Source organism: Desulfovibrio sp. ZJ746 (assembly GCF_011039155.1).
In the GTDB taxonomy this organism is placed as follows: Bacteria; Desulfobacterota; Desulfovibrionia; order Desulfovibrionales; family Desulfovibrionaceae; genus Desulfovibrio.
Genome location: NZ_JAAKEK010000001.1, coordinates 432,732 through 448,577, shown reverse-complemented (window position 1 = coordinate 448,577; position 15,846 = coordinate 432,732). Strand labels below are relative to the sequence as shown.

17 protein-coding genes and 1 tRNA gene are annotated in these 15,846 nt (G+C 65.2%); 8 read left to right on the top strand and 10 right to left on the bottom strand.

Features of this window, described 5'->3' with window-relative positions; all coding sequences use genetic code 11:
• Positions 1–69: 69 nt before the first annotated feature.
• From G7Y54_RS02040 to G7Y54_RS02030, 3 genes are all read left to right on the top strand, one after another.
• A complete protein-coding gene (locus tag G7Y54_RS02040; RefSeq protein ID WP_165076589.1) occupies positions 70–207 on the top strand; it encodes a hypothetical protein in 138 nt (45 codons plus the stop codon).
• Between the two features lie 3 nt (positions 208–210).
• Entirely contained in the window at positions 211–690 is a 480-nt protein-coding gene (locus tag G7Y54_RS02035) for a TRAP transporter small permease (protein ID WP_165076587.1), read from the top strand.
• A 66-nt stretch (positions 691–756) separates the two neighbouring features.
• Complete coding sequence (locus G7Y54_RS02030; RefSeq protein WP_165076584.1) at positions 757–2,055, top strand: TRAP transporter large permease; 1,299 nt, start codon at positions 757–759, stop codon at positions 2,053–2,055.
• 18 nt (positions 2,056–2,073) lie between these two features.
• Here G7Y54_RS02030 and G7Y54_RS02025 read toward each other — a convergent pair whose 3' ends face one another.
• The 3 genes from G7Y54_RS02025 to G7Y54_RS02015 form a co-directional block, all read right to left on the bottom strand.
• Positions 2,074–3,513 carry a histidine kinase gene (locus G7Y54_RS02025; protein WP_165076582.1) on the bottom strand — a complete coding sequence of 480 codons (1,440 nt, stop codon included), beginning with the start codon at positions 3,511–3,513 and terminating at the stop codon, positions 2,074–2,076.
• A gap of 260 nt (positions 3,514–3,773) precedes the next feature.
• Positions 3,774–4,250 (bottom strand): chemotaxis protein CheW, encoded by a 477-nt coding sequence (locus G7Y54_RS02020; protein WP_165076580.1) that lies wholly within the window; start codon positions 4,248–4,250, stop codon positions 3,774–3,776.
• 131 nt (positions 4,251–4,381) lie between these two features.
• Positions 4,382–6,328 carry a cytochrome c biogenesis protein CcdA gene (locus G7Y54_RS02015; RefSeq protein ID WP_165076578.1) on the bottom strand — a complete coding sequence of 649 codons (1,947 nt, stop codon included), beginning with the start codon at positions 6,326–6,328 and terminating at the stop codon, positions 4,382–4,384.
• Positions 6,329–6,429: 101 nt separating this feature from the next.
• Here G7Y54_RS02015 and G7Y54_RS02010 point away from each other — a divergent pair.
• Both G7Y54_RS02010 and G7Y54_RS02005 read left to right on the top strand, forming a co-directional pair.
• Positions 6,430–6,505 (top strand) — tRNA-Lys (locus G7Y54_RS02010).
• Positions 6,506–7,156: 651 nt separating this feature from the next.
• Positions 7,157–8,074, top strand: coding sequence for a DMT family transporter (locus G7Y54_RS02005; RefSeq protein ID WP_165076576.1), 918 nt, complete (start codon positions 7,157–7,159; stop codon positions 8,072–8,074).
• Between the two features lie 132 nt (positions 8,075–8,206).
• Here G7Y54_RS02005 and G7Y54_RS02000 read toward each other — a convergent pair whose 3' ends face one another.
• From G7Y54_RS02000 to G7Y54_RS01990, 3 genes are all read right to left on the bottom strand, one after another.
• Positions 8,207–8,785 (bottom strand): nitroreductase family protein, encoded by a 579-nt coding sequence (locus tag G7Y54_RS02000; protein WP_165076574.1) that lies wholly within the window; start codon positions 8,783–8,785, stop codon positions 8,207–8,209.
• 173 nt (positions 8,786–8,958) lie between these two features.
• The gene (locus tag G7Y54_RS01995; RefSeq protein ID WP_165076572.1) at positions 8,959–9,285 is read right to left on the bottom strand and encodes a helix-turn-helix domain-containing protein; all 327 of its coding nucleotides are present in this window, start codon (positions 9,283–9,285) and stop codon (positions 8,959–8,961) included.
• A 32-nt stretch (positions 9,286–9,317) separates the two neighbouring features.
• Positions 9,318–9,704, bottom strand: a complete 387-nt coding sequence (locus G7Y54_RS01990; RefSeq protein WP_165076570.1) for a cupin domain-containing protein — start codon at positions 9,702–9,704, stop codon at positions 9,318–9,320.
• A gap of 161 nt (positions 9,705–9,865) precedes the next feature.
• Here G7Y54_RS01990 and G7Y54_RS01985 point away from each other — a divergent pair, with 161 nt between their 5' ends.
• From G7Y54_RS01985 to G7Y54_RS01975, 3 genes are read left to right on the top strand one after another with little or no spacing between them, the layout of a single operon-like run.
• Entirely contained in the window at positions 9,866–10,396 is a 531-nt protein-coding gene (locus tag G7Y54_RS01985; protein ID WP_165076567.1) for a flavodoxin family protein, read from the top strand.
• Positions 10,397–10,415: 19 nt separating this feature from the next.
• Positions 10,416–11,129, top strand: a complete 714-nt coding sequence (locus G7Y54_RS01980) for a DsbA family protein (RefSeq protein WP_165076565.1) — start codon at positions 10,416–10,418, stop codon at positions 11,127–11,129.
• Between the two features lie 20 nt (positions 11,130–11,149).
• Positions 11,150–11,464, top strand: a complete 315-nt coding sequence (locus G7Y54_RS01975; RefSeq protein WP_165076563.1) for an EthD family reductase — start codon at positions 11,150–11,152, stop codon at positions 11,462–11,464.
• Between the two features lie 303 nt (positions 11,465–11,767).
• Here G7Y54_RS01975 and G7Y54_RS01970 read toward each other — a convergent pair whose 3' ends face one another.
• The 4 genes from G7Y54_RS01970 to G7Y54_RS01955 all read right to left on the bottom strand — a co-directional run bounded on the left by G7Y54_RS01970 (position 11,768) and on the right by G7Y54_RS01955 (position 15,776).
• The gene (locus tag G7Y54_RS01970) at positions 11,768–12,496 is read right to left on the bottom strand and encodes a hypothetical protein (RefSeq protein WP_165076561.1); all 729 of its coding nucleotides are present in this window, start codon (positions 12,494–12,496) and stop codon (positions 11,768–11,770) included.
• A gap of 50 nt (positions 12,497–12,546) precedes the next feature.
• Positions 12,547–12,984 carry a methylglyoxal synthase gene (locus tag G7Y54_RS01965; protein ID WP_165076559.1) on the bottom strand — a complete coding sequence of 146 codons (438 nt, stop codon included), beginning with the start codon at positions 12,982–12,984 and terminating at the stop codon, positions 12,547–12,549.
• Positions 12,985–13,293: 309 nt separating this feature from the next.
• The gene (locus tag G7Y54_RS01960; protein ID WP_165076557.1) at positions 13,294–14,577 is read right to left on the bottom strand and encodes an L-serine ammonia-lyase, iron-sulfur-dependent, subunit alpha; all 1,284 of its coding nucleotides are present in this window, start codon (positions 14,575–14,577) and stop codon (positions 13,294–13,296) included.
• Positions 14,574–15,776 carry a dicarboxylate/amino acid:cation symporter gene (locus G7Y54_RS01955; protein WP_165076555.1) on the bottom strand — a complete coding sequence of 401 codons (1,203 nt, stop codon included), beginning with the start codon at positions 15,774–15,776 and terminating at the stop codon, positions 14,574–14,576. Before G7Y54_RS01955 ends, G7Y54_RS01960 begins: the two co-directional genes overlap by 4 nt.
• Between the last annotated feature and the right edge of the window lie 70 nt (positions 15,777–15,846).

The window sequence follows — 15,846 nt, the reverse complement described above, 5'->3', positions numbered from 1 at the left end:
ACGTTTGCGCCCTGCGGCCCCCCGCGCATCAGCCGGGGCGGCCGCGGGGCCGCGAGGGAGGAACGAACCATGCGCCCCATTCCCAAGATGCTGCTTCTTTTTGCGCTCATCATTCTCGGCTCGGCCATCTTTTTTGTCGTCATCAACGATGAGGACATCGGCTCCCCGCAAGCGCCCACGCAGACATCCGGGACTGCCGGGAGGTAGGCCATGCGCCACCCGCTCCACTACCTGAACGAGCATTTCGAGGAAGTGCTCGGCTCCATCCTGCTCGCCGTTATGGCCACGGTGGCCTTCATCAATGTCATCGTGCGCTACTGCACCTCGTTTTCCTTTGCCTGGAGCGAGGAACTGACGGTGAACTTCTTTGTCTGGGTGGTCTTGCTCGGCACGGCGCGCGCCTTCCGCCAGGGCACGCACCTCGGCATGAACATCGTGTACGAGGCGCTGCCTAAGCCGGCCCGCAAGGCGTGCTACTGGCTCGGCTGCGCCCTTTGCGTGCTCTTTTTCGGCGCGCTCTGCTGGACGGGCACGCTTGAAGTCCTCGATGAATACGAGCTCGACTCCATTTCCGAGTCCCTCGGCGTGCCCGTGTGGTGGTATACCATTGCGACGCCGCTGTTTTCGCTGCTGATCATCGTGCGCATGTGCCAGCGCTCCTGGCTTGACCTGCGCACGGGCAACTTTTAGCGACGGCGCGGCCGAAACCCCGCGCCCGCGTTACGGCCTTGGCCGCGGCGCGCCCCCGAACCTGCCATGGAAAGTACGCTTTTTCAGGACCCCGCCTTCTGGCTTTTGACGCTCTTCCTCGTGCCGCTCATCCTGCGCGTTCCCATCGCGCTCTCCCTGGGCGTTGCGGCGCTGATGGTCGTCTGGAAGTGGGACATGGGCCTGAACATGCTTTCCTACAACTTTTTCGCGGGTATCGCCAAGTTTCCGCTGCTCGCCATCCCCTTCTTCATCCTTGCGGGCTATATCATGGAGCGCGCGGGCATCGCCTCGCGCATCGTGACCCTCATGGAATCGCTCATGGGCACCATGACGGGCGGCCTCGCCATCGCCACAGTTGCCGTCGCCACCTTCTGGGGCGCGGTGAGCGGCTCGGGGCCGGCCACCGTGGCTGCGCTCGGGCTCATCCTCATCCCCGGCATGACGCGCGTGGGCTATGACCGCGACTTCGCGGCCGCCACGGTCTCCGTGACCTCGGGCCTCGCCATCGTCATCCCGCCGAGCATCGCCTTCATCGTCTACGGCGGCATCGCCAACGTGTCCGTTCCCGCGCTCTTTGCCGCCGGTTTCGTGCCCGGCCTCATCGTGGCCCTGTGCATCATGGGCGCGGTGTACCTCATCTCCCGCAGGAAGGGCTATCGCGGCAAGCGCGGCACCAAGCCGGTGGGCAAGGCCTTTCGGGAGGCCTTCTGGGGGGTGCTCACCCCGGCGGTCATCCTCGGCGGCATCTACGGCGGCATCTTCACGCCCACCGAGGCCGCGGCTGTGGCGGTCTTCTGGGGGCTCTTCGTAGGTATCTTCATCTACCGCACCATCAACAGCGTGAAGATACTGTTCGAGATCTTTTCCGCCAGCATGCAGGCCACGGCGGTGGTGATGATCGTGGTGACGTGCGCGGGGCTCTATTCGTGGGTGGCGTCCACGGTAGGGCTTGTGGAGCGCGGGTCGGCGCTGCTGCTTTCCGTCTCCAGCGACCCGTGGGTCGTGCTCTTGATGATCAACATCATCCTGCTGCTCGCGGGCATGCTGCTGGACGCCATTTCGATCTATTATGTCTTCTTGCCCTTCATGCTGCCCATCATGGCCCATTTCGGCTGGGACCCCATCTGGTTCGGCATCATGATGACCGTCAACCTCGCCGTCGGGCAGGTCACGCCGCCGGTGGCCGTCAACCTCTATGTGGGCGCCAATATCAGCGGCCTGACCATGGAGCAGATCAGCAAGGCGGCGCTGCCACTCATTGGCGCGGCGCTTTTGGCGCTCATCGTCATCGTGCTCTTTCCGGGCCTTTCCACCTTCCTGCCCAGGCTGCTCGGGCTTTCGTAGGCGGCGCGACGCTTTCCGCTAGCGCGTGCGGCGCATGAGCTTCCAGGTGAGCTTGATGACGGCAATGAGCTCGTTCAGCATGGGAATGCCGGAGAAAAGGCTGGTGGTGGCGTCGGCTTCGGTGAGGGGCCTGAGGGCCGGGGCCGGCGGCGTTTTCGCGCTTTCGTCTTCTTCCGCACTTTGATCTGCATCCATTTCCCCGGCTGCGGGCGCGGCCTTTCCGGGCGTTGCGCTTGCGGCCGGCCGCTCCCGGCGTGAGGCTGCCGCCTGCGTTGCGGCTTCGGCGCCGGCATCCTGCCCGAGCGCCGCTTCAGCTTCCGCGCCTTCCACCGCTCCGCCATCCCCTTCCGCACTGGCGCCGCGCCGGGCGGCCATGACCCTGCTGAGCTGCCTTTGGCGTTCCGCCGCCACCTGGCGCTGGCGCTCCTCGCGTTCTTTTGCGAAGGCGTTGAGGCTTTCGCGGATGTCCTGGCTCAGGGCGTCGCCCGCGCTCTCGCCCATGGCCTTGCCAAGCCCGGCCTCCAGCGCGGCCAGCATGGCTTCGGGGCTTTGCGCGGTCAGGCAGATGCGGGCGAACCTGTCCTGCGCCTGCGGCGTCACCTCGAGGCTCTGGGCCAGGGCTTCGGCCGCTTCGTCATAGGCGTTTTCGCGGATGAGGCGATGCGCCTCAGCAAGGAAGGGGCTCCTCGCGGCGGGGTCGTCCTGCAACAGGCGCGCATAGGCGGTACGGGCGCGGTGCCAGCGGCGCGCGCGCACGAAGGTCTCAGCGGCCCGCGCGAGCCACGCGTGGAAGCGCGGCATGTCGCCCTTGCCCTTCCAGGCGGCCGCCATGCCGAGCTCAGCCTCGCCCTTGATCTGCGCGCTGCGCAGGGCGCGCTGGAAGGCGCTGATGGCGTGGTTCCAGCGGTTCTCGCCGAGGCAGCGCATGCCTACGCGAAAATAATCCTCGGGCTGGCGCTCGGGCCTGAGCAGGACGCCGTAGGTGGCGAGCGCCGCGTCAAAGGCGCTGGTATCCGTATGCTGCGCCGCGAGGCGCAGTTGGTCGAGCCTCGGGCGCTCGGCGAGGAGCGCGGCGAGCTTTTGCTGGAGCGCGGGCACCGAATAGGGGCGCCCGAGCAGGGCGCTTGCGCCGCTGCCCAGGGTCTTGAGCTGCTCGGCCTCGCTGTCATTGGGCAGGATGAGCAGGACGGGCGTGGCCAGAAGGCGCGGATGCAGGCGCAGGATGGCGCAGAACTGTTCGCCATCCATGTCTTCCAGCTTTTGCGTGCAGACGATGATCTCGGGGGAAAAGCCGGACTTGTCGGGCGTGATGCCCGCCAGCATGCGCGCCGCCGCCACCCCGGAAGTCATGACCCGCACCTCGGCGGCCCCGGCCTCCCTGAGGGCGCGCTTGTCCAGCGCGCCGAGAGCCTCGCTCTCGCACAGGAGCAGCACACCGGGCAGGCTTGGGGCAGGCATGCGCGCGCAGGACCTCCGCTTGGGGACAAACTGGCCGGAAACCGGACGCACGCCGCCCTCCGGCGCCCGAAGCATAGCCCGGGCACGCCGGCACCGCAAGCGCCGGGCAACAGCAACGAAAACCCGCGCGGGCCGTGACGCCGGTGGGAGGGGCAACATGCGCCCGGTCTTGAAAAGGAGGATTTCCCGCCCGCTCCCGGGGAGCCAGAACGGCGCCCCGGGAGCGGACGGGAGGAACTGTTGCGGAGTGCGCGCCGGCGCTACATGGCGCTCAGCATTTCCACATCTTCGCTGGAGAGCAGCTTGTCGAGGTCGAGCATGATGAGCAGCCTGTCCTGAAGCTGGCCCACGCCGCTGATATAGTCGGACTCGACGCCGGCAACCACGGGCGGCGGCGGCTCCACCGTGCTCGCCGGGATGCGGAGCACCTCCGACACGGCGTCCACCACGAAGCCCACAATGATATTGTTGATCTCGATCACGATGATGCGCGTGTTCTTGTCATGCGCCTTGGGCGCAAGACCGAAGCGGCGCCTCAGGTCGATGATCGGGATCACCTTCCCCCGCAGGTTGATGACGCCTTCCACAAATTCCGGCGCACGGGGAACCTTGGTGATCTCCATGGTGCGGATGATCTCCTGCACCTTGAGGATGTTCACGCCGAATTCCTCGTCGCCGATGCTGAACGTCACCAGTTGCAGGAGTTCGTCATCCTGCTTTTTCAGAGTTGGATCCATATCCGCTCCCTCGTCTCACTGGTGTCCTGCGCGGCAGGATGCTGCCGCCGGCCGCGCCGCACATGCTTGGTCACACTAAGCCTTATCGTCCCAAGCGTAAAGTTCCCTAGGGGCCTTATGAAAAAAACGCTTCAGAACAGGGGTTCGCCGGGCGCGGGAAGGCGCTCGGGGAAGGTCTGGTGAAGCGCGCGCCCCAGGTCTTCCGCGGTATACAGGTCGCGCAATACCAGCGGCTTTTCCGCCATGTCGCCTGCCGGGAAGAGCGCCGTGAGCGGGATGCTCTTGCTGCCGAGCATTTCCAAAAGGCGCACGGCATAGGCGTTGGGGCGGGTCAGGTCAACCCGCACGAGCTCCATGCCGTGCCTGGCCTGCCACTCGCGCAGGCGCTCGCCGGTGAGCACGGTGGCCTCGAGGAATTTGCAGTTCGGGCACCAGTCGGCGGTGAATTCCAGAAGGAGGGGCTTCTTGCCGAGATTGGCCGTGAAATATTCCGGCGAAAAGTCGCGCCACTGCGGCAGCGGCGTCACCGGCCGAAGCACCCAGGCGACAGCGAGGGCAAGCAGCAGGCAGCCCGCCACGCCCAGAATGCGGCGGCGCAGGGGCGGCGCCGAGAGCGAGCAATAGCGTCCCCACAGCCACGCGCAGAGGGCCACCACCAAAAGGACGCTCAGCACCTGCATGTGTTTTTCCACAGGCAGGATGGAGAGCAGGTAGAGGGCCGTGCCCAGCAGCAGGAAGCCCACAAGGTGCTCGAAAACGTGCATCCACGGCCCGGGCCGGGGCAGGATGCGCGCGAGGGCCGGCCAGATGCTGAACACGAGGTACGGCAGCGCCATGCCGAGCCCCACGGACCAGAACACCACCACCAGCACGAAGAGCGGCTGCGTGAAGGCCCAGCCGAGCACGCCGCCGAGCAGCGGCCCGCTGCACGGGGTGGCGAGAAAGGTGGAGACGAGCCCCGTGAGGTAGGCCTGCAGCCGCGGATTGCGCACAGCGGCACCGGGCTTGAGGTCAAAGCTCGGCAGCGTGAACACGCCGAGCATGGAGAGCCCCATGAGAAACACGAGGAGCAGCATGACCAAAAGGATGGCCTGGTTCTGGTAGAGCTGGCCCCACATGAGGTCGGCGAGGCCGAGCAGCAGGGCCAGGCCAGTGAAGAGCGTGAGGATGCCCGCGGCGAAGCAGAGATTATGCTCGCGGAACTGGCGCAGGTTGGCCCCGCTGCCGCCCCCCAGGAGCAAAAGCCCGCTGACCTTGAAGGTCAGGACGGGCAGCACGCAGGGCATGGCGTTCAGGATGAGGCCGGCGAGCAGCCCGAGGAAGAGCGCCTTGCCGAGGCCGAAGATCTCGAGCGCGGCGTCGGAGTAGCGCGGGGTGAGCTTGAGGTCGAAATCCTCGGGTGGCGGGAGCGCGGCGCCGTCAGTGGGCGGGAGCGAAGCCTCCTCCCCGGCGGCAGCTTCCTGCGGCCCAGAATCAGCGGCTGGCGTGGACGCGCGCGGAGGCGGCGCGGTACCCTCTTCCTCCACCAGCACGTCAACGGGCACGCCGCGGCGCGAGGCCTGCGGGAGCCCGGCTTTCTCCAGCAGGGCCACCACGGGCCCGCGCCAGTCGCGCCCGGAAAAGTCGGGCAAAAGCTCCGGCACCGTGCCGCTGAGGCTCTGGCTTACGGGCAGGCAATGCCTGTCGGAACAGAGGAGCATGGTGAGCTCGGCCGCATACATGCGCCCACGGGCCTCCTCCGGCAGGAGCGCCGCCAGGACTACGTCGCCCTCATAGGTGGAGACCGTGCTGTCCGGGTCGAACTGGTCGCGCTGGAGCGAGCCCGACGGGTAGAGCACCGGCATGGCGCCCTTGCCTTCCAGTGTCAGTGCCAGGTTCGTGGGGCGCCCGGTCTCCGCGGCCTCGTGCGCGTAGGCGTGGTAACCCTCGGGGATGCGGTAGCGCATGGCCGCCACCACTCCGTCGCCCTTGCTCGCAAACTCAAGCGCAGGGGTCACGTCCGTAGCGCGCGCGGGCGGGGCCCACGCGAGAATGCTCCAGCAGGAGAGGAGCAGCCAAAGGAAAACTGAGTGCGGCATAGCCCAAAAAATCGTCTGCTGCCGGCGGAGACTGCTTTTTTCAGAATGGCGAAAAAAACATTTGACAAGTCCGCGACAGCTGAATAAGCTGCTTTTTGTTCGGGTCATTAGCTCAATTGGTAGAGCAGCTGACTCTTAATCAGTTGGTTCGGGGTTCGAGTCCCTGATGGCCCACCAGCTTTTCAAGCCCTTGCGGGAAGCCCCGCGGGGGCTTTTTCCGTTTCTGCGCCCGCATTTGCCCCAAACGCTTTCCATGCTCTCCCTGCCCCAATACGCCATGGCGGTTCTTGGCCTTTATATCCTGCGCGCCGCCCCCCGTCAAAGGAGACGCAGGCCCCCCGGAGCGGCGCCGGGTGGAGGGGCAAACACCGTATCGGCCGGAACTTTCGGGAGGATAAGGGGCAAGGAGCTTTTTGGCAGAAACGGTGAGTTTAATACGCGGTGAAACCCCGCGCCCAAAGGTTTTGGGCGCTCCTGCGCGCACGGCGGGATGCGGCCCCGATGCCCCGATAACATCGAGGCGCCATGCCCGGGCACATTGCCGCAGCCTTGCGTCCCAACGGCCCGCACGGTACTCGCGCCGCCAAAAAGGTGCAGGAGCACACGGGCCGCCGCCTCGAATTGTGGAGGGCCCATCGACCGCTTGGGCCGCACCTCCTCCCTTCCCTGCTTCCCGGGGGGATTCTGGGGCCGCTGGAGTGCCTGTTAGGGGCTGGGGAAGCGGAAAACATGGCGTTGTCCCGGCACCTCGTCCGTCTTGCGTTGCAGCCGTCGCGTACGGTATCCTTGCCGAGAGTTGCGCGAAAATTCCACGAGGATGCTTTGCCCATGCTGACGCGGTATTTTGCACGCCCGGGAGGCGGTATCCTCATCGCGCTCCTGACGCTGTTCTGTTTTTTTTGCTTCTCCCTCAATGCCATCCTCTGCCGCTCCGCCCTTGCGGCCTGCGGCATGGACCCGCTGCGCTTTGTGGCGGTGCGCTGCTTCTCGGGGGCGGCCATGCTTTTCGCCATCTGGGCTTTTGCCCGGCCCGGGGGGGCCGTGGGGCTCTGGCGGGAGCTCATGGCCCAAAGCTCATGGCCATGCGCCATCTTTCTGTTCTGCTATATGCTCTGTTTCGCCTGCGGCTATGTGGCCATGCCCTCGGCAACGGGCACGCTGATCCAAAATTCCGCCATCCAGGTCAGCATGATCGGTTGGGGCGTTTATTGCGGGCTCAGGCCGGGCAGGCGGCAACTTGCGGGGCTTGCGCTCGCTTTTGCGGGGCTTGCCCTGCTGCTCGCGCCCGGTCTCAGCTCGCCGCCATTTATCAATGCCCTGCTCATCGCCCTGGCGGGGCTCTCGTGGGGCGCCTACACCATGGCCGGCAGGGCCGTTGCCGACCCGGGGCTGGCCACGGCGGGGAACTTTCTCCGCGCCTCCCTGCCGGCCGCGGGCGTGCTGCTGCTTTCGCTGATGAACGAGGCAGGCTCCCGCACGGGCCTCGAAGAACGCGCCCTGCTCTACGCCATCGCCTCCGGCGCGGGTACTTCGGCCCTTGGCTATACGGTGTGGTATGTGGTGCAGCCCAGGCTCAGCGTGATGGGGTCATCCGCAAGCCAGCTCGCCGTGCCACCCATAACCGCTGTCCTAGGCCTTGTACTCCTGGGGGAGGCCATTTCGCCTCGCCTCGTGGTCTGCGGCCTGATGATCCTCGCGGGCATCTGGCTTGCCTTGCGCACAGCCGGGCGACCGGTGGGCGCGTGAAAACGGCGCCCATGCAGGCGGCTGGGGTGCCCCACCCCAGCGCTTCACCACAGCGCACGTGCCTCGCCGGGAGAGGTCCCGGCCGGCCGCAACCCACCCGGCGCCGTTTCCCCGCGAGGCAGATGGGCGCGCTCAGCCGATGATGGTGTATCTGCCCGGCTTCCTGGGTTTTTCATGGGGATAGTCGCCCCGGCAAGAGCCGAGCAGCACGAAGCAGCAGCCCGCATAGCCCTCGGGCACGCCCCACGCCTTTGCAAGCTCCCGGCCTTCGGGCATGGCGAAAGTCTCCTGCCCGCGCGCCACGAGGCAGGAGGCGATGCCGAGCGAAGACGCCATGAGCACCATGTTTTCGGCGCAGCAATAGGCGTCCGGGATGCCATAGGGGAAATCTTCGGGCGCGAAGATGGCGCAGACCGTTGGAGCGCCGTAAAACGCATTCTTGATGGCCGGGTCGTCAATGACGCTCGGCTGTTCGCTGGACACATGCATGCCGGCCAGGTTTTTCCGGTCAAAGGTCGCCATGTTCAGCCTGCCGACGCGCGCTGCCAGCTCAGCGTCATGGATGGCGACGATGTACGGGCTTTGCCGCCCGCCGGCATTGGGCGCGAAAAGCCCGGCTTCAATGATTTTTTCAAGGTCAGCCCCGGAAATCTGCTCTGGCGTGTACTTCCGTATGGACCGGCGCCTCCTGATCAATGCAAGCATATCCATCCTGTGACCTCCTTCCTCATTAAGGCTGTCCACGGCAGCCGCTGTGCTGCAACTGCCCCTCGGCATGGTGTTTTTAAAAATTCCGATGCAGGCCGTTTCTTTTCGCTTTCAGAGAGACACTCATGTGGTCCTGAAAACTCCAGCTCACCGCGACGGTATCGTGGAGGGCGCCCTCAGCCCATCATGGCCTTGTAGTGCCGCCCCCATTGCTCCAGTTCGGCGATGATGGGGCGCATGCTCTCGCCGAGTTCGCTCAGGCGGTACTCGACCTTGGGCGGCGTCTCCTCATAGATGGTGCGCAGCACCAGGCCGTCGGCCTCCATCTGCTTCAGGTTTTCCGTCAGGACCTTGGGATTGATGCCTTCAAGGCCTTTCAGGAGTTCCCCGAACCTTTGGGGCCCGGTGAGGATGTTGCGCAAAATCAAAAGTTTCCATTTATTGCCGATGAGGCTCACCGTGGTCGCCACCGGGCATTCCGGCAATTCTTTCTTTGCTTTCATCTGTCTCTTCCCCGTTTTGAACGCAGCTTGTGTCATGCCGGGAAGGAAAAGGGCGTTTTTCCGTCCCCGGCATAGAACATGATCACTTCACAAGGTACGTCGCCGCGGTTTTCTCCGTGATGGACTTCGCCGCCTATCTCCACCACCGCCTCGCCGGCATGTACGGTCTTTTCCCTGCCGTCTTTGCAGACGAGGGTGAGCTCTCCGCTCGTGACGACGCCGCAATTGATGATTTTATGATAGTGATCCGCCGTCACCGTATGCGGCGGGAACACATACTTGTAGATAGAGAGCAGGGGCTTTCCGACGGGATAGCCCGGCAGTGGGGAGCCGTTCCATGCGCTTTCAGTCTCAACGAGGCATTCCGCAGTGATGCCGCTGGAAGCAAGCTCCGCAAACCTGCCCGCTGTAGTGGCCATAAACAAAACTCCTTTTTTGCGTATACAGTTTTTATTTTCTAGCCACCCGGGGCCTTGGTGTCAATGCGCGCGCCAACTGCTTACAAAAAAGTAACTGGTTGATTTTTTGCGGGAAGCGATGGATAAGGTAAAAGCGTGAAGCCGCTGCAAGGGGGGTGTTCGTGAATATCGTTATCCTGACAGGAAGCCACAGGCCGAAGAGCAATTCCGGCATTCTTGCGGACCATTTCCAGAAAGGCGTGGAAGAAGCAGGGCACACCATTTTCAGGTTCGATGCGGGCCACAGAAAGGTCCATGGCTGTATCGGCTGCGACCAGTGCGGCATGAACGGCCCCTGTATCTTCGATGATGATTTTACTCCCTTGCGCCAACCGCTCATCGAAGCGGACATGGTGCTCTTTTCCACCCCCATGTACTATTTCGGCATGTCGTCGCAGCTTCGGGCCGTCATCGACCGCTTCTACGCCATCGACCAGCGGATCATGGGCGGCAAGCAGGCGGCCCTCATCGCCACTTTCTGGACCACCGACCTTCGCAAGGCGTCCGGCATCGTTGAAAGTTACAAGAACATGCTCGCCTATCTCCGCTGGGCGGACAGGGGCATCCTGCTGGCCGGCGGCGTGAATGCGGAAGGCGAGGTGGAGGAGACGGACTATCCCCACCAGATATATGAGTTCGCAAAAAGCCTGTGACAGGGAGAAGGAGCATGCCGTGAAAGAGACGGAAGGAACGTATTTCATCTATATCGCCGATGTATTTTGCCCCTGGTGCTATGCCTTTGCGCCGGTGATGAAGAACCTTGCCGGGGAGAATCCCGACATCCCGGTGCGCGTGCTCGGCGGCAACCTCATCTCGCGCCCCATGACACTGGCGGAAGACGCCGCCCAGTCCCCGGGACTCGTGGACTTCTGGCATGAGGTCGAGCATGCCTCGGGGCGTTCCCTGGCGGGCGCCATCAGCGCCGTGGAGACCGCCCGGGTGGTTCGCCTGTATTCCCCGGGCGCGGATGAGATACTTGCCGTGCTGAAAAAAATGGCGCCGGGCCATGAGCTCGAGCAGCTCTTTGAGCTGGAGGAACTCTTCTACGGCCAGGGCCGCGACATGTTCACGGAGGCGGCACTTGCCGAGATAGCCGGGCATTGGGGCATCGACCCGGCCCACTTCGCCTCGGCCCTCGACCAGCCGGCGGCCCTCGCCGCCACGGAAAGAAACCTTGAAATGGCGGCGGAGCTCATGGGCGAGATCACCTCCTACCCCAGTGTGTTGCTCGTGCGCGGCGACAGGTATGACGCCGTTTCCCGCGGCTTCGTGCATTATGAGACCGTTGCCGCGCGCCTCGCCGATGCCATGCGCGACCTCGGCGTGCCGCTGGAGGAATCGGCCTTTTGCTCCCGCCACAACGGCTGCTCGTTGCGCAGAAGATAAACAACGCAAAGGAGGACGGCATGGTCTTCAAGGTGATTATCTCGTATGACGGCACAGCAAAAGACCGTTTTGACCGCGACTATTATTGCAACAACCATATCCCGCATGTGCGCAAGGTGTGGGAGCCCTTCGGCCTGCTCGACATCAGGCCCTTTTTCCCGGGCGTCGAAAGCGGGGCCACGGGCACGGTCTGCATCAGCCAGTGCGTGTTTCGGGACAAGGCGGCGATGGAGGCGGCCTTTGCCGCCCCCGGCACAAAGGCGCTGCTGGACGACATCCCGAACTTTACCGACCTCCCCATGCAGGCCGGTATCGTGAGCCCCATGGAGGGCTGATGCCGCTGCATCCAGCGGTGCGGGGAGCGGAAAAAACTCCCTGCGGCGAGAGGAAGAAATCTCGGCAGCGTCGGGGCACACGCGCCGCGAAAAGGCTGCCCCGGCGCATGCGCCTTTGTGCCCGGCATGCCGATTGTGCACGCAAAAAACAGGCCGAAACCACGCTTCCCCGTGATTTCGGCCTGTTTCAGCGGCTCTTGCCGGCCAGGCGCCCCTCAGGGCGCGGCCAAAAATGTCTTTCCTCTCGCGACCGGCGTGTATTCCGCGCGCTGGCGTCGCGCCATTCGCCCCTGCGCCGCTCCCTCAGCGCTCCACGCGGGCGCGCCCCGTACCATAGTCATAAATTTCCCAATAGTTACGCGGGTCGGCCGGGATAGCCTGAAATTTGCCGTTATTGTCAACGATATAGTTGACAGGCAGGGTGGCCGGCGCTGGCTTGGTGAGCACATTGCCGTGCCCCTTGATGACCAGCGCATACGCCGCCGTGGAGCCCGATTCGGCCGGGAAGGAGCAATAGCCGTCAATGGTGAGCAGAAAGCCCTCCTGCCCCACCTCGCCCCAGGAACCGCCGGCGCTCTCGCGCAGGTCGCAGACGCCGCCATTGAAGCCGTACAGGTAGGCCCGGGCGTCGGTTACCTGCCCGCTGGCGGGGTCGATATCCGCATAAAACCAAGCATTGCCGCCGGTACCGGCATCGCCGAGCATCCCGTAGACGCTGTTGCTGAAGGTCGAGCCCCGCTGCGAAGCCCCGGGAAAGTCGGCCTGGGGGGGCGCCGTGGTGGTGTAGCGGCCTGCGGAGTCCAGCGTGCCGCAGAGGCGCACCTCGCCCGCGGGCACCGGCGGGATGTCGGCCCGCGTCACCGGCTGGTCCATGACGAGGTTGAGGTCCGACGGGGGGGCCCATGCCTTGAGCGCCCCGCCTTCAAAGAAATTTTCCACCGTCTCCTCGTTGAGCACGATGGTGCCGTCCGGCGTTTCCGCACAGGCGGCGAGCAGCAGCGCCAGCAACGCGCAAGCGGCGAATTTTCTCATCTGTGCAGCCTCGCGCCCCGGGGGGCGTCTTCATGCGAAAGGGCGCGGGCCTAGGGGCGCCGGCCGTCCACAATATGCGGCTCGTAGCTGTATTCCTTGGCGAAAAACGGCGATGTCACGAAAAAATCCGCGCTGGAGCGGTTGAGCGCGATGGGCACGTCATACACCTGCGCGATGCGCAAAAGTGCCTTCACGTCGGGGTCATGGGGCTGCGCGGTGAGCGGGTCAGAAAAGAAGATGACCATGTCGAGGCGCCCCTCGGCGAGCGTCGCGCCGACCTGCTGGTCGCCCCCAAGGGGGCCGCTCAGGAAGGACTTGACGTGCAGCCCCGTGGCCTCCCTGATGAGCCGCGAGGTCGTGCCCGTGCCACAGAGCTCGTGGCCTTCGAGCGCGGCCTTGTGCTCCCGGCACCAGTCGATGAGCCCGGCCTTCATGTTGTCATGGGCGATGAGCGCGATGCGCTTGGCCCCGGCGACGTGTCTTGCCATGTTGTGCCTCCAAGGAAAGCGGGCAGGCTTAAGCCCCGAAAGTTGCGGGCGTAACGACGGTTTCCCGCACTTTTGCCAGAGAGTGTAGTCGATTGGTGTATTTTGGCAAGAGCGCCGGGGCGAGCCCGCTGCAGCGTTGCGCCATGCCCGGGCCATGCGGCCCACCCAGAGGTAAGGGCTGCCTGCCCTCACGCCTTGCGGCGCATGATGGGTGGCCTCCGGGGCAGCGGACGCCGAAAAGTCTCCGCGCTTCTCCAAAAAGGCCCCGAAGCGGGGCCTTTCCTGTTTCAGGGCATCATGTCGGCCGCGTCATTGCTTGTGCAGCATGATGTCGAGGATGACCTTGTCCGTCTCGCGCATGCCCGTGGAACCGAGGCGCCCGAGGTTGGCGATGCAGGCCTCGATGTCTTCGGAGACGATGCCCTCGTTGCCGGGCACGGCCGAGCCCTCCAGGGCCAGCATGGCCGCCTGGATGCCCGCGCCCACGGCCGAGGCCACCTTGAGCGCGCAGGAGCTCTTGGCGCCGTCGCAGATCATGCCCGCCACATTGCCCACCATGTTGCGCACGGTCATTTCCATTTCGCGCAAGCCGCCTCCCATGAGGAGTGTGATGCCGCAGGCCGCGGCCGTGCCGGCCACCATGGCCCCGCAATGCGCCGAGAGACGCCCCAGGTGGTGCTTGATGTGGATGGCCGTCAGGTGGCTCATGATGAGGGCGCGCGCCAGCTCCTCGTCGCTCTTTTCCATCCTGATGGCGCAGGCCACCACGGGCATGGTGCAGGTGATGCCCTGGTTGCCGCTGCCCGAATTGCTCATGACAGGCATCATGACGCCGGCCATGCGCGCGTCCGCCGCGGCCGCCGTGAGCTTCACCGCGAAGGTGGGCATGTCGTCGGCCAAGATGTGGCGGCGCACCTGCGCGTCCATGTTCTTGCCCACGGCGAGCCCGTACTGGCGCGAAAGCCCCTCCTCCGCCACGGTGCGGTTCATGTGCGCGGCCTCGAGGATGAAGGCGATCTCGGGGAGCGGCGTGGTGGTGGCGAAGTCATGGATGGCCGCGAGGCTGAGCGGCCACTCTTCCGCCGCACTCTCCCCTTCCGCCGTCTCCGCCCGGCCGGCCGAGAAGACGAGCTCGTCATCGCGCCAGACATTGGTAATATTGGCGTGCGAATCCCTGAGTTCCGCCGTGCCGGTATGGCCGCCGCCGTGGGCGACCACCTTGCAGTAGAGCAAAAGCTCGTTGTCGGCCGGCAGGTGCAGCTCCACCTTGCCGTCCGCCAAGAGGGTCTTGGCCCGCCGCGCCTGCTCCGGGGAGAGGTCGCGCAGGCACTCCAGCCCGAATTCGCTCCTGCCGCCGAGGGCGCCGGCCGCGGCCGCGATGCCGAGGCCCATTTCGCCGGTGCCCGGCACCATGACGCCCATGCCGTTCTTGAGCAGGTTGGCGCTCACGGCCACATCGAGCCGCTCGGGCGTCGTGCCCAGGGCCTCGGCGGCGCGCGCCGCCGTCAGGGCCACGGCGATGGGCTCGGTGCAGCCGAGCGCCGGCACCACCTCGCGGTGGAGCAGGTCGAGGAAGGCCGCGCGATCGCTCATGCGTCCGCCCCGCCGCTGTGCTGCAGCGGCCCGAGTTGCCCGTGGCGGTTGAAGGTGCCGTCAAGGATAAGGGTCAGCGCGCCGTCGCCCGTGACGTTGCAGGCCGTCCCGAAGCTGTCCTGCAGGGCGAAGATGGCGATGAGCAGCGCGACGCCCGTCTGGTCAAAGCCGAGGATGCCGGTGACGATGCCGAGCGAGGCCACCACGGTGCCGCCGGGCACGCCGGGCGCGCCCACGGCGAAGATGCCGAGCAGGATGCAGAAGAGCACCATGGTGCCCACGGAGGGCAAGGTGCCGTACAGGATAAGGCTGATGGTCATCACGAAAAAGGTCTCGGTGAGCACCGAGCCGCAGAGATGCACCGTGGCGCCCAGCGGCACCATGAATTCCACCATGGTGCGGCTCAGCACGGGCGAGCGGTGCGCGCATTCGAGCGCCACGGGCAGCGTGGCCGCGCTGGACATGGTGCCCACGGCCGTGAGGTAGGCCGGCGCATAGTAGCGGAACACCTGGGCCGGGTTGCGCCCGGAGACGATGCCGCCGATGCCGTAGAGCACGCCGAGCCAGATGAACTGCCCGATGATGACGAGCACCACCATGGTCACGAAGATGGGCAGGTGCCGCGAGAGGGAGCCCTCATAGGCGAGCCCCATGAAGGAGAGGCCCACGAAGAAGGGCAGGATGGGGATGAGCACATGCAGCACGAGCCAGCTGATGACCTTTTCAAATTCATCAAAGAGCGCGGTCAGGGTCTTGGCGCGCGTCCAGGCGATGCCGAGGCCGAGAAAGAGCGCGGTGATGAGCGCGCTCATGACGCTGAAGAGCGGCGGGATGTCGAGCCGGAAGACCATTTCCGGCAGCTTGCGCAGCGATTCCGCCTCGGTGGCGATGGAAAGGTGCGGGATGACGAGATAGCCAGAAACCATGGAGAAGAGCGCCGCGCACACCGAGGAGGCGTAGGCCAGCGCCACGGCCGCCACGAGGATCTTGCTCGCGTTGCTGCCGAGGCGCACGATGGCCGGGGTGATGAAGCCCACGATGACGAGCGGCACGAGGAAGAAGATGATCTGCCCGAGGATGTGGCGCACCGAGACCACCACGTCCATGATGGGCTCGTTGACCACAAAGCCGAGCAGGGCGCCGATGACAAGGCCCGCGATCAGCTTGATGATGAGCGAAAGGTCTCCGATCTTTGCCATGGTCAACCTCCTCATGGCTGGCTCTTGCCCGGCGCCTGTGCCCCCGCGGCGCACCGGGACGCCCCGCCAC

What these genes read in the sequence shown, in the direction of transcription:
- G7Y54_RS02020 (WP_165076580.1), bottom strand. Translation starts at nt 4,250, where the DNA reads ATGGATCCAACTCTGAAAAAGCAGGATGACGAACTCCTGCAACTGGTG.
- G7Y54_RS01965 (WP_165076559.1), bottom strand. Translation starts at nt 12,984, where the DNA reads ATGGCAAGACACGTCGCCGGGGCCAAGCGCATCGCGCTCATCGCCCAT.
- G7Y54_RS02030 (WP_165076584.1), top strand. Translation starts at nt 757, where the DNA reads ATGGAAAGTACGCTTTTTCAGGACCCCGCCTTCTGGCTTTTGACGCTC.
- G7Y54_RS02000 (WP_165076574.1), bottom strand. Translation starts at nt 8,785, where the DNA reads ATGGATATGCTTGCATTGATCAGGAGGCGCCGGTCCATACGGAAGTAC.
- G7Y54_RS01990 (WP_165076570.1), bottom strand. Translation starts at nt 9,704, where the DNA reads ATGGCCACTACAGCGGGCAGGTTTGCGGAGCTTGCTTCCAGCGGCATC.
- G7Y54_RS02040 (WP_165076589.1), top strand. Translation starts at nt 70, where the DNA reads ATGCGCCCCATTCCCAAGATGCTGCTTCTTTTTGCGCTCATCATTCTC.
- G7Y54_RS01975 (WP_165076563.1), top strand. Translation starts at nt 11,150, where the DNA reads ATGGTCTTCAAGGTGATTATCTCGTATGACGGCACAGCAAAAGACCGT.
- G7Y54_RS02005 (WP_165076576.1), top strand. Translation starts at nt 7,157, where the DNA reads ATGCTGACGCGGTATTTTGCACGCCCGGGAGGCGGTATCCTCATCGCG.
- G7Y54_RS02015 (WP_165076578.1), bottom strand. Translation starts at nt 6,328, where the DNA reads ATGCCGCACTCAGTTTTCCTTTGGCTGCTCCTCTCCTGCTGGAGCATT.
- G7Y54_RS01995 (WP_165076572.1), bottom strand. Translation starts at nt 9,285, where the DNA reads ATGAAAGCAAAGAAAGAATTGCCGGAATGCCCGGTGGCGACCACGGTG.
- G7Y54_RS01970 (WP_165076561.1), bottom strand. Translation starts at nt 12,496, where the DNA reads ATGAGAAAATTCGCCGCTTGCGCGTTGCTGGCGCTGCTGCTCGCCGCC.
- G7Y54_RS01955 (WP_165076555.1), bottom strand. Translation starts at nt 15,776, where the DNA reads ATGGCAAAGATCGGAGACCTTTCGCTCATCATCAAGCTGATCGCGGGC.
- G7Y54_RS01960 (WP_165076557.1), bottom strand. Translation starts at nt 14,577, where the DNA reads ATGAGCGATCGCGCGGCCTTCCTCGACCTGCTCCACCGCGAGGTGGTG.
- G7Y54_RS02025 (WP_165076582.1), bottom strand. Translation starts at nt 3,513, where the DNA reads ATGCCTGCCCCAAGCCTGCCCGGTGTGCTGCTCCTGTGCGAGAGCGAG.
- G7Y54_RS02035 (WP_165076587.1), top strand. Translation starts at nt 211, where the DNA reads ATGCGCCACCCGCTCCACTACCTGAACGAGCATTTCGAGGAAGTGCTC.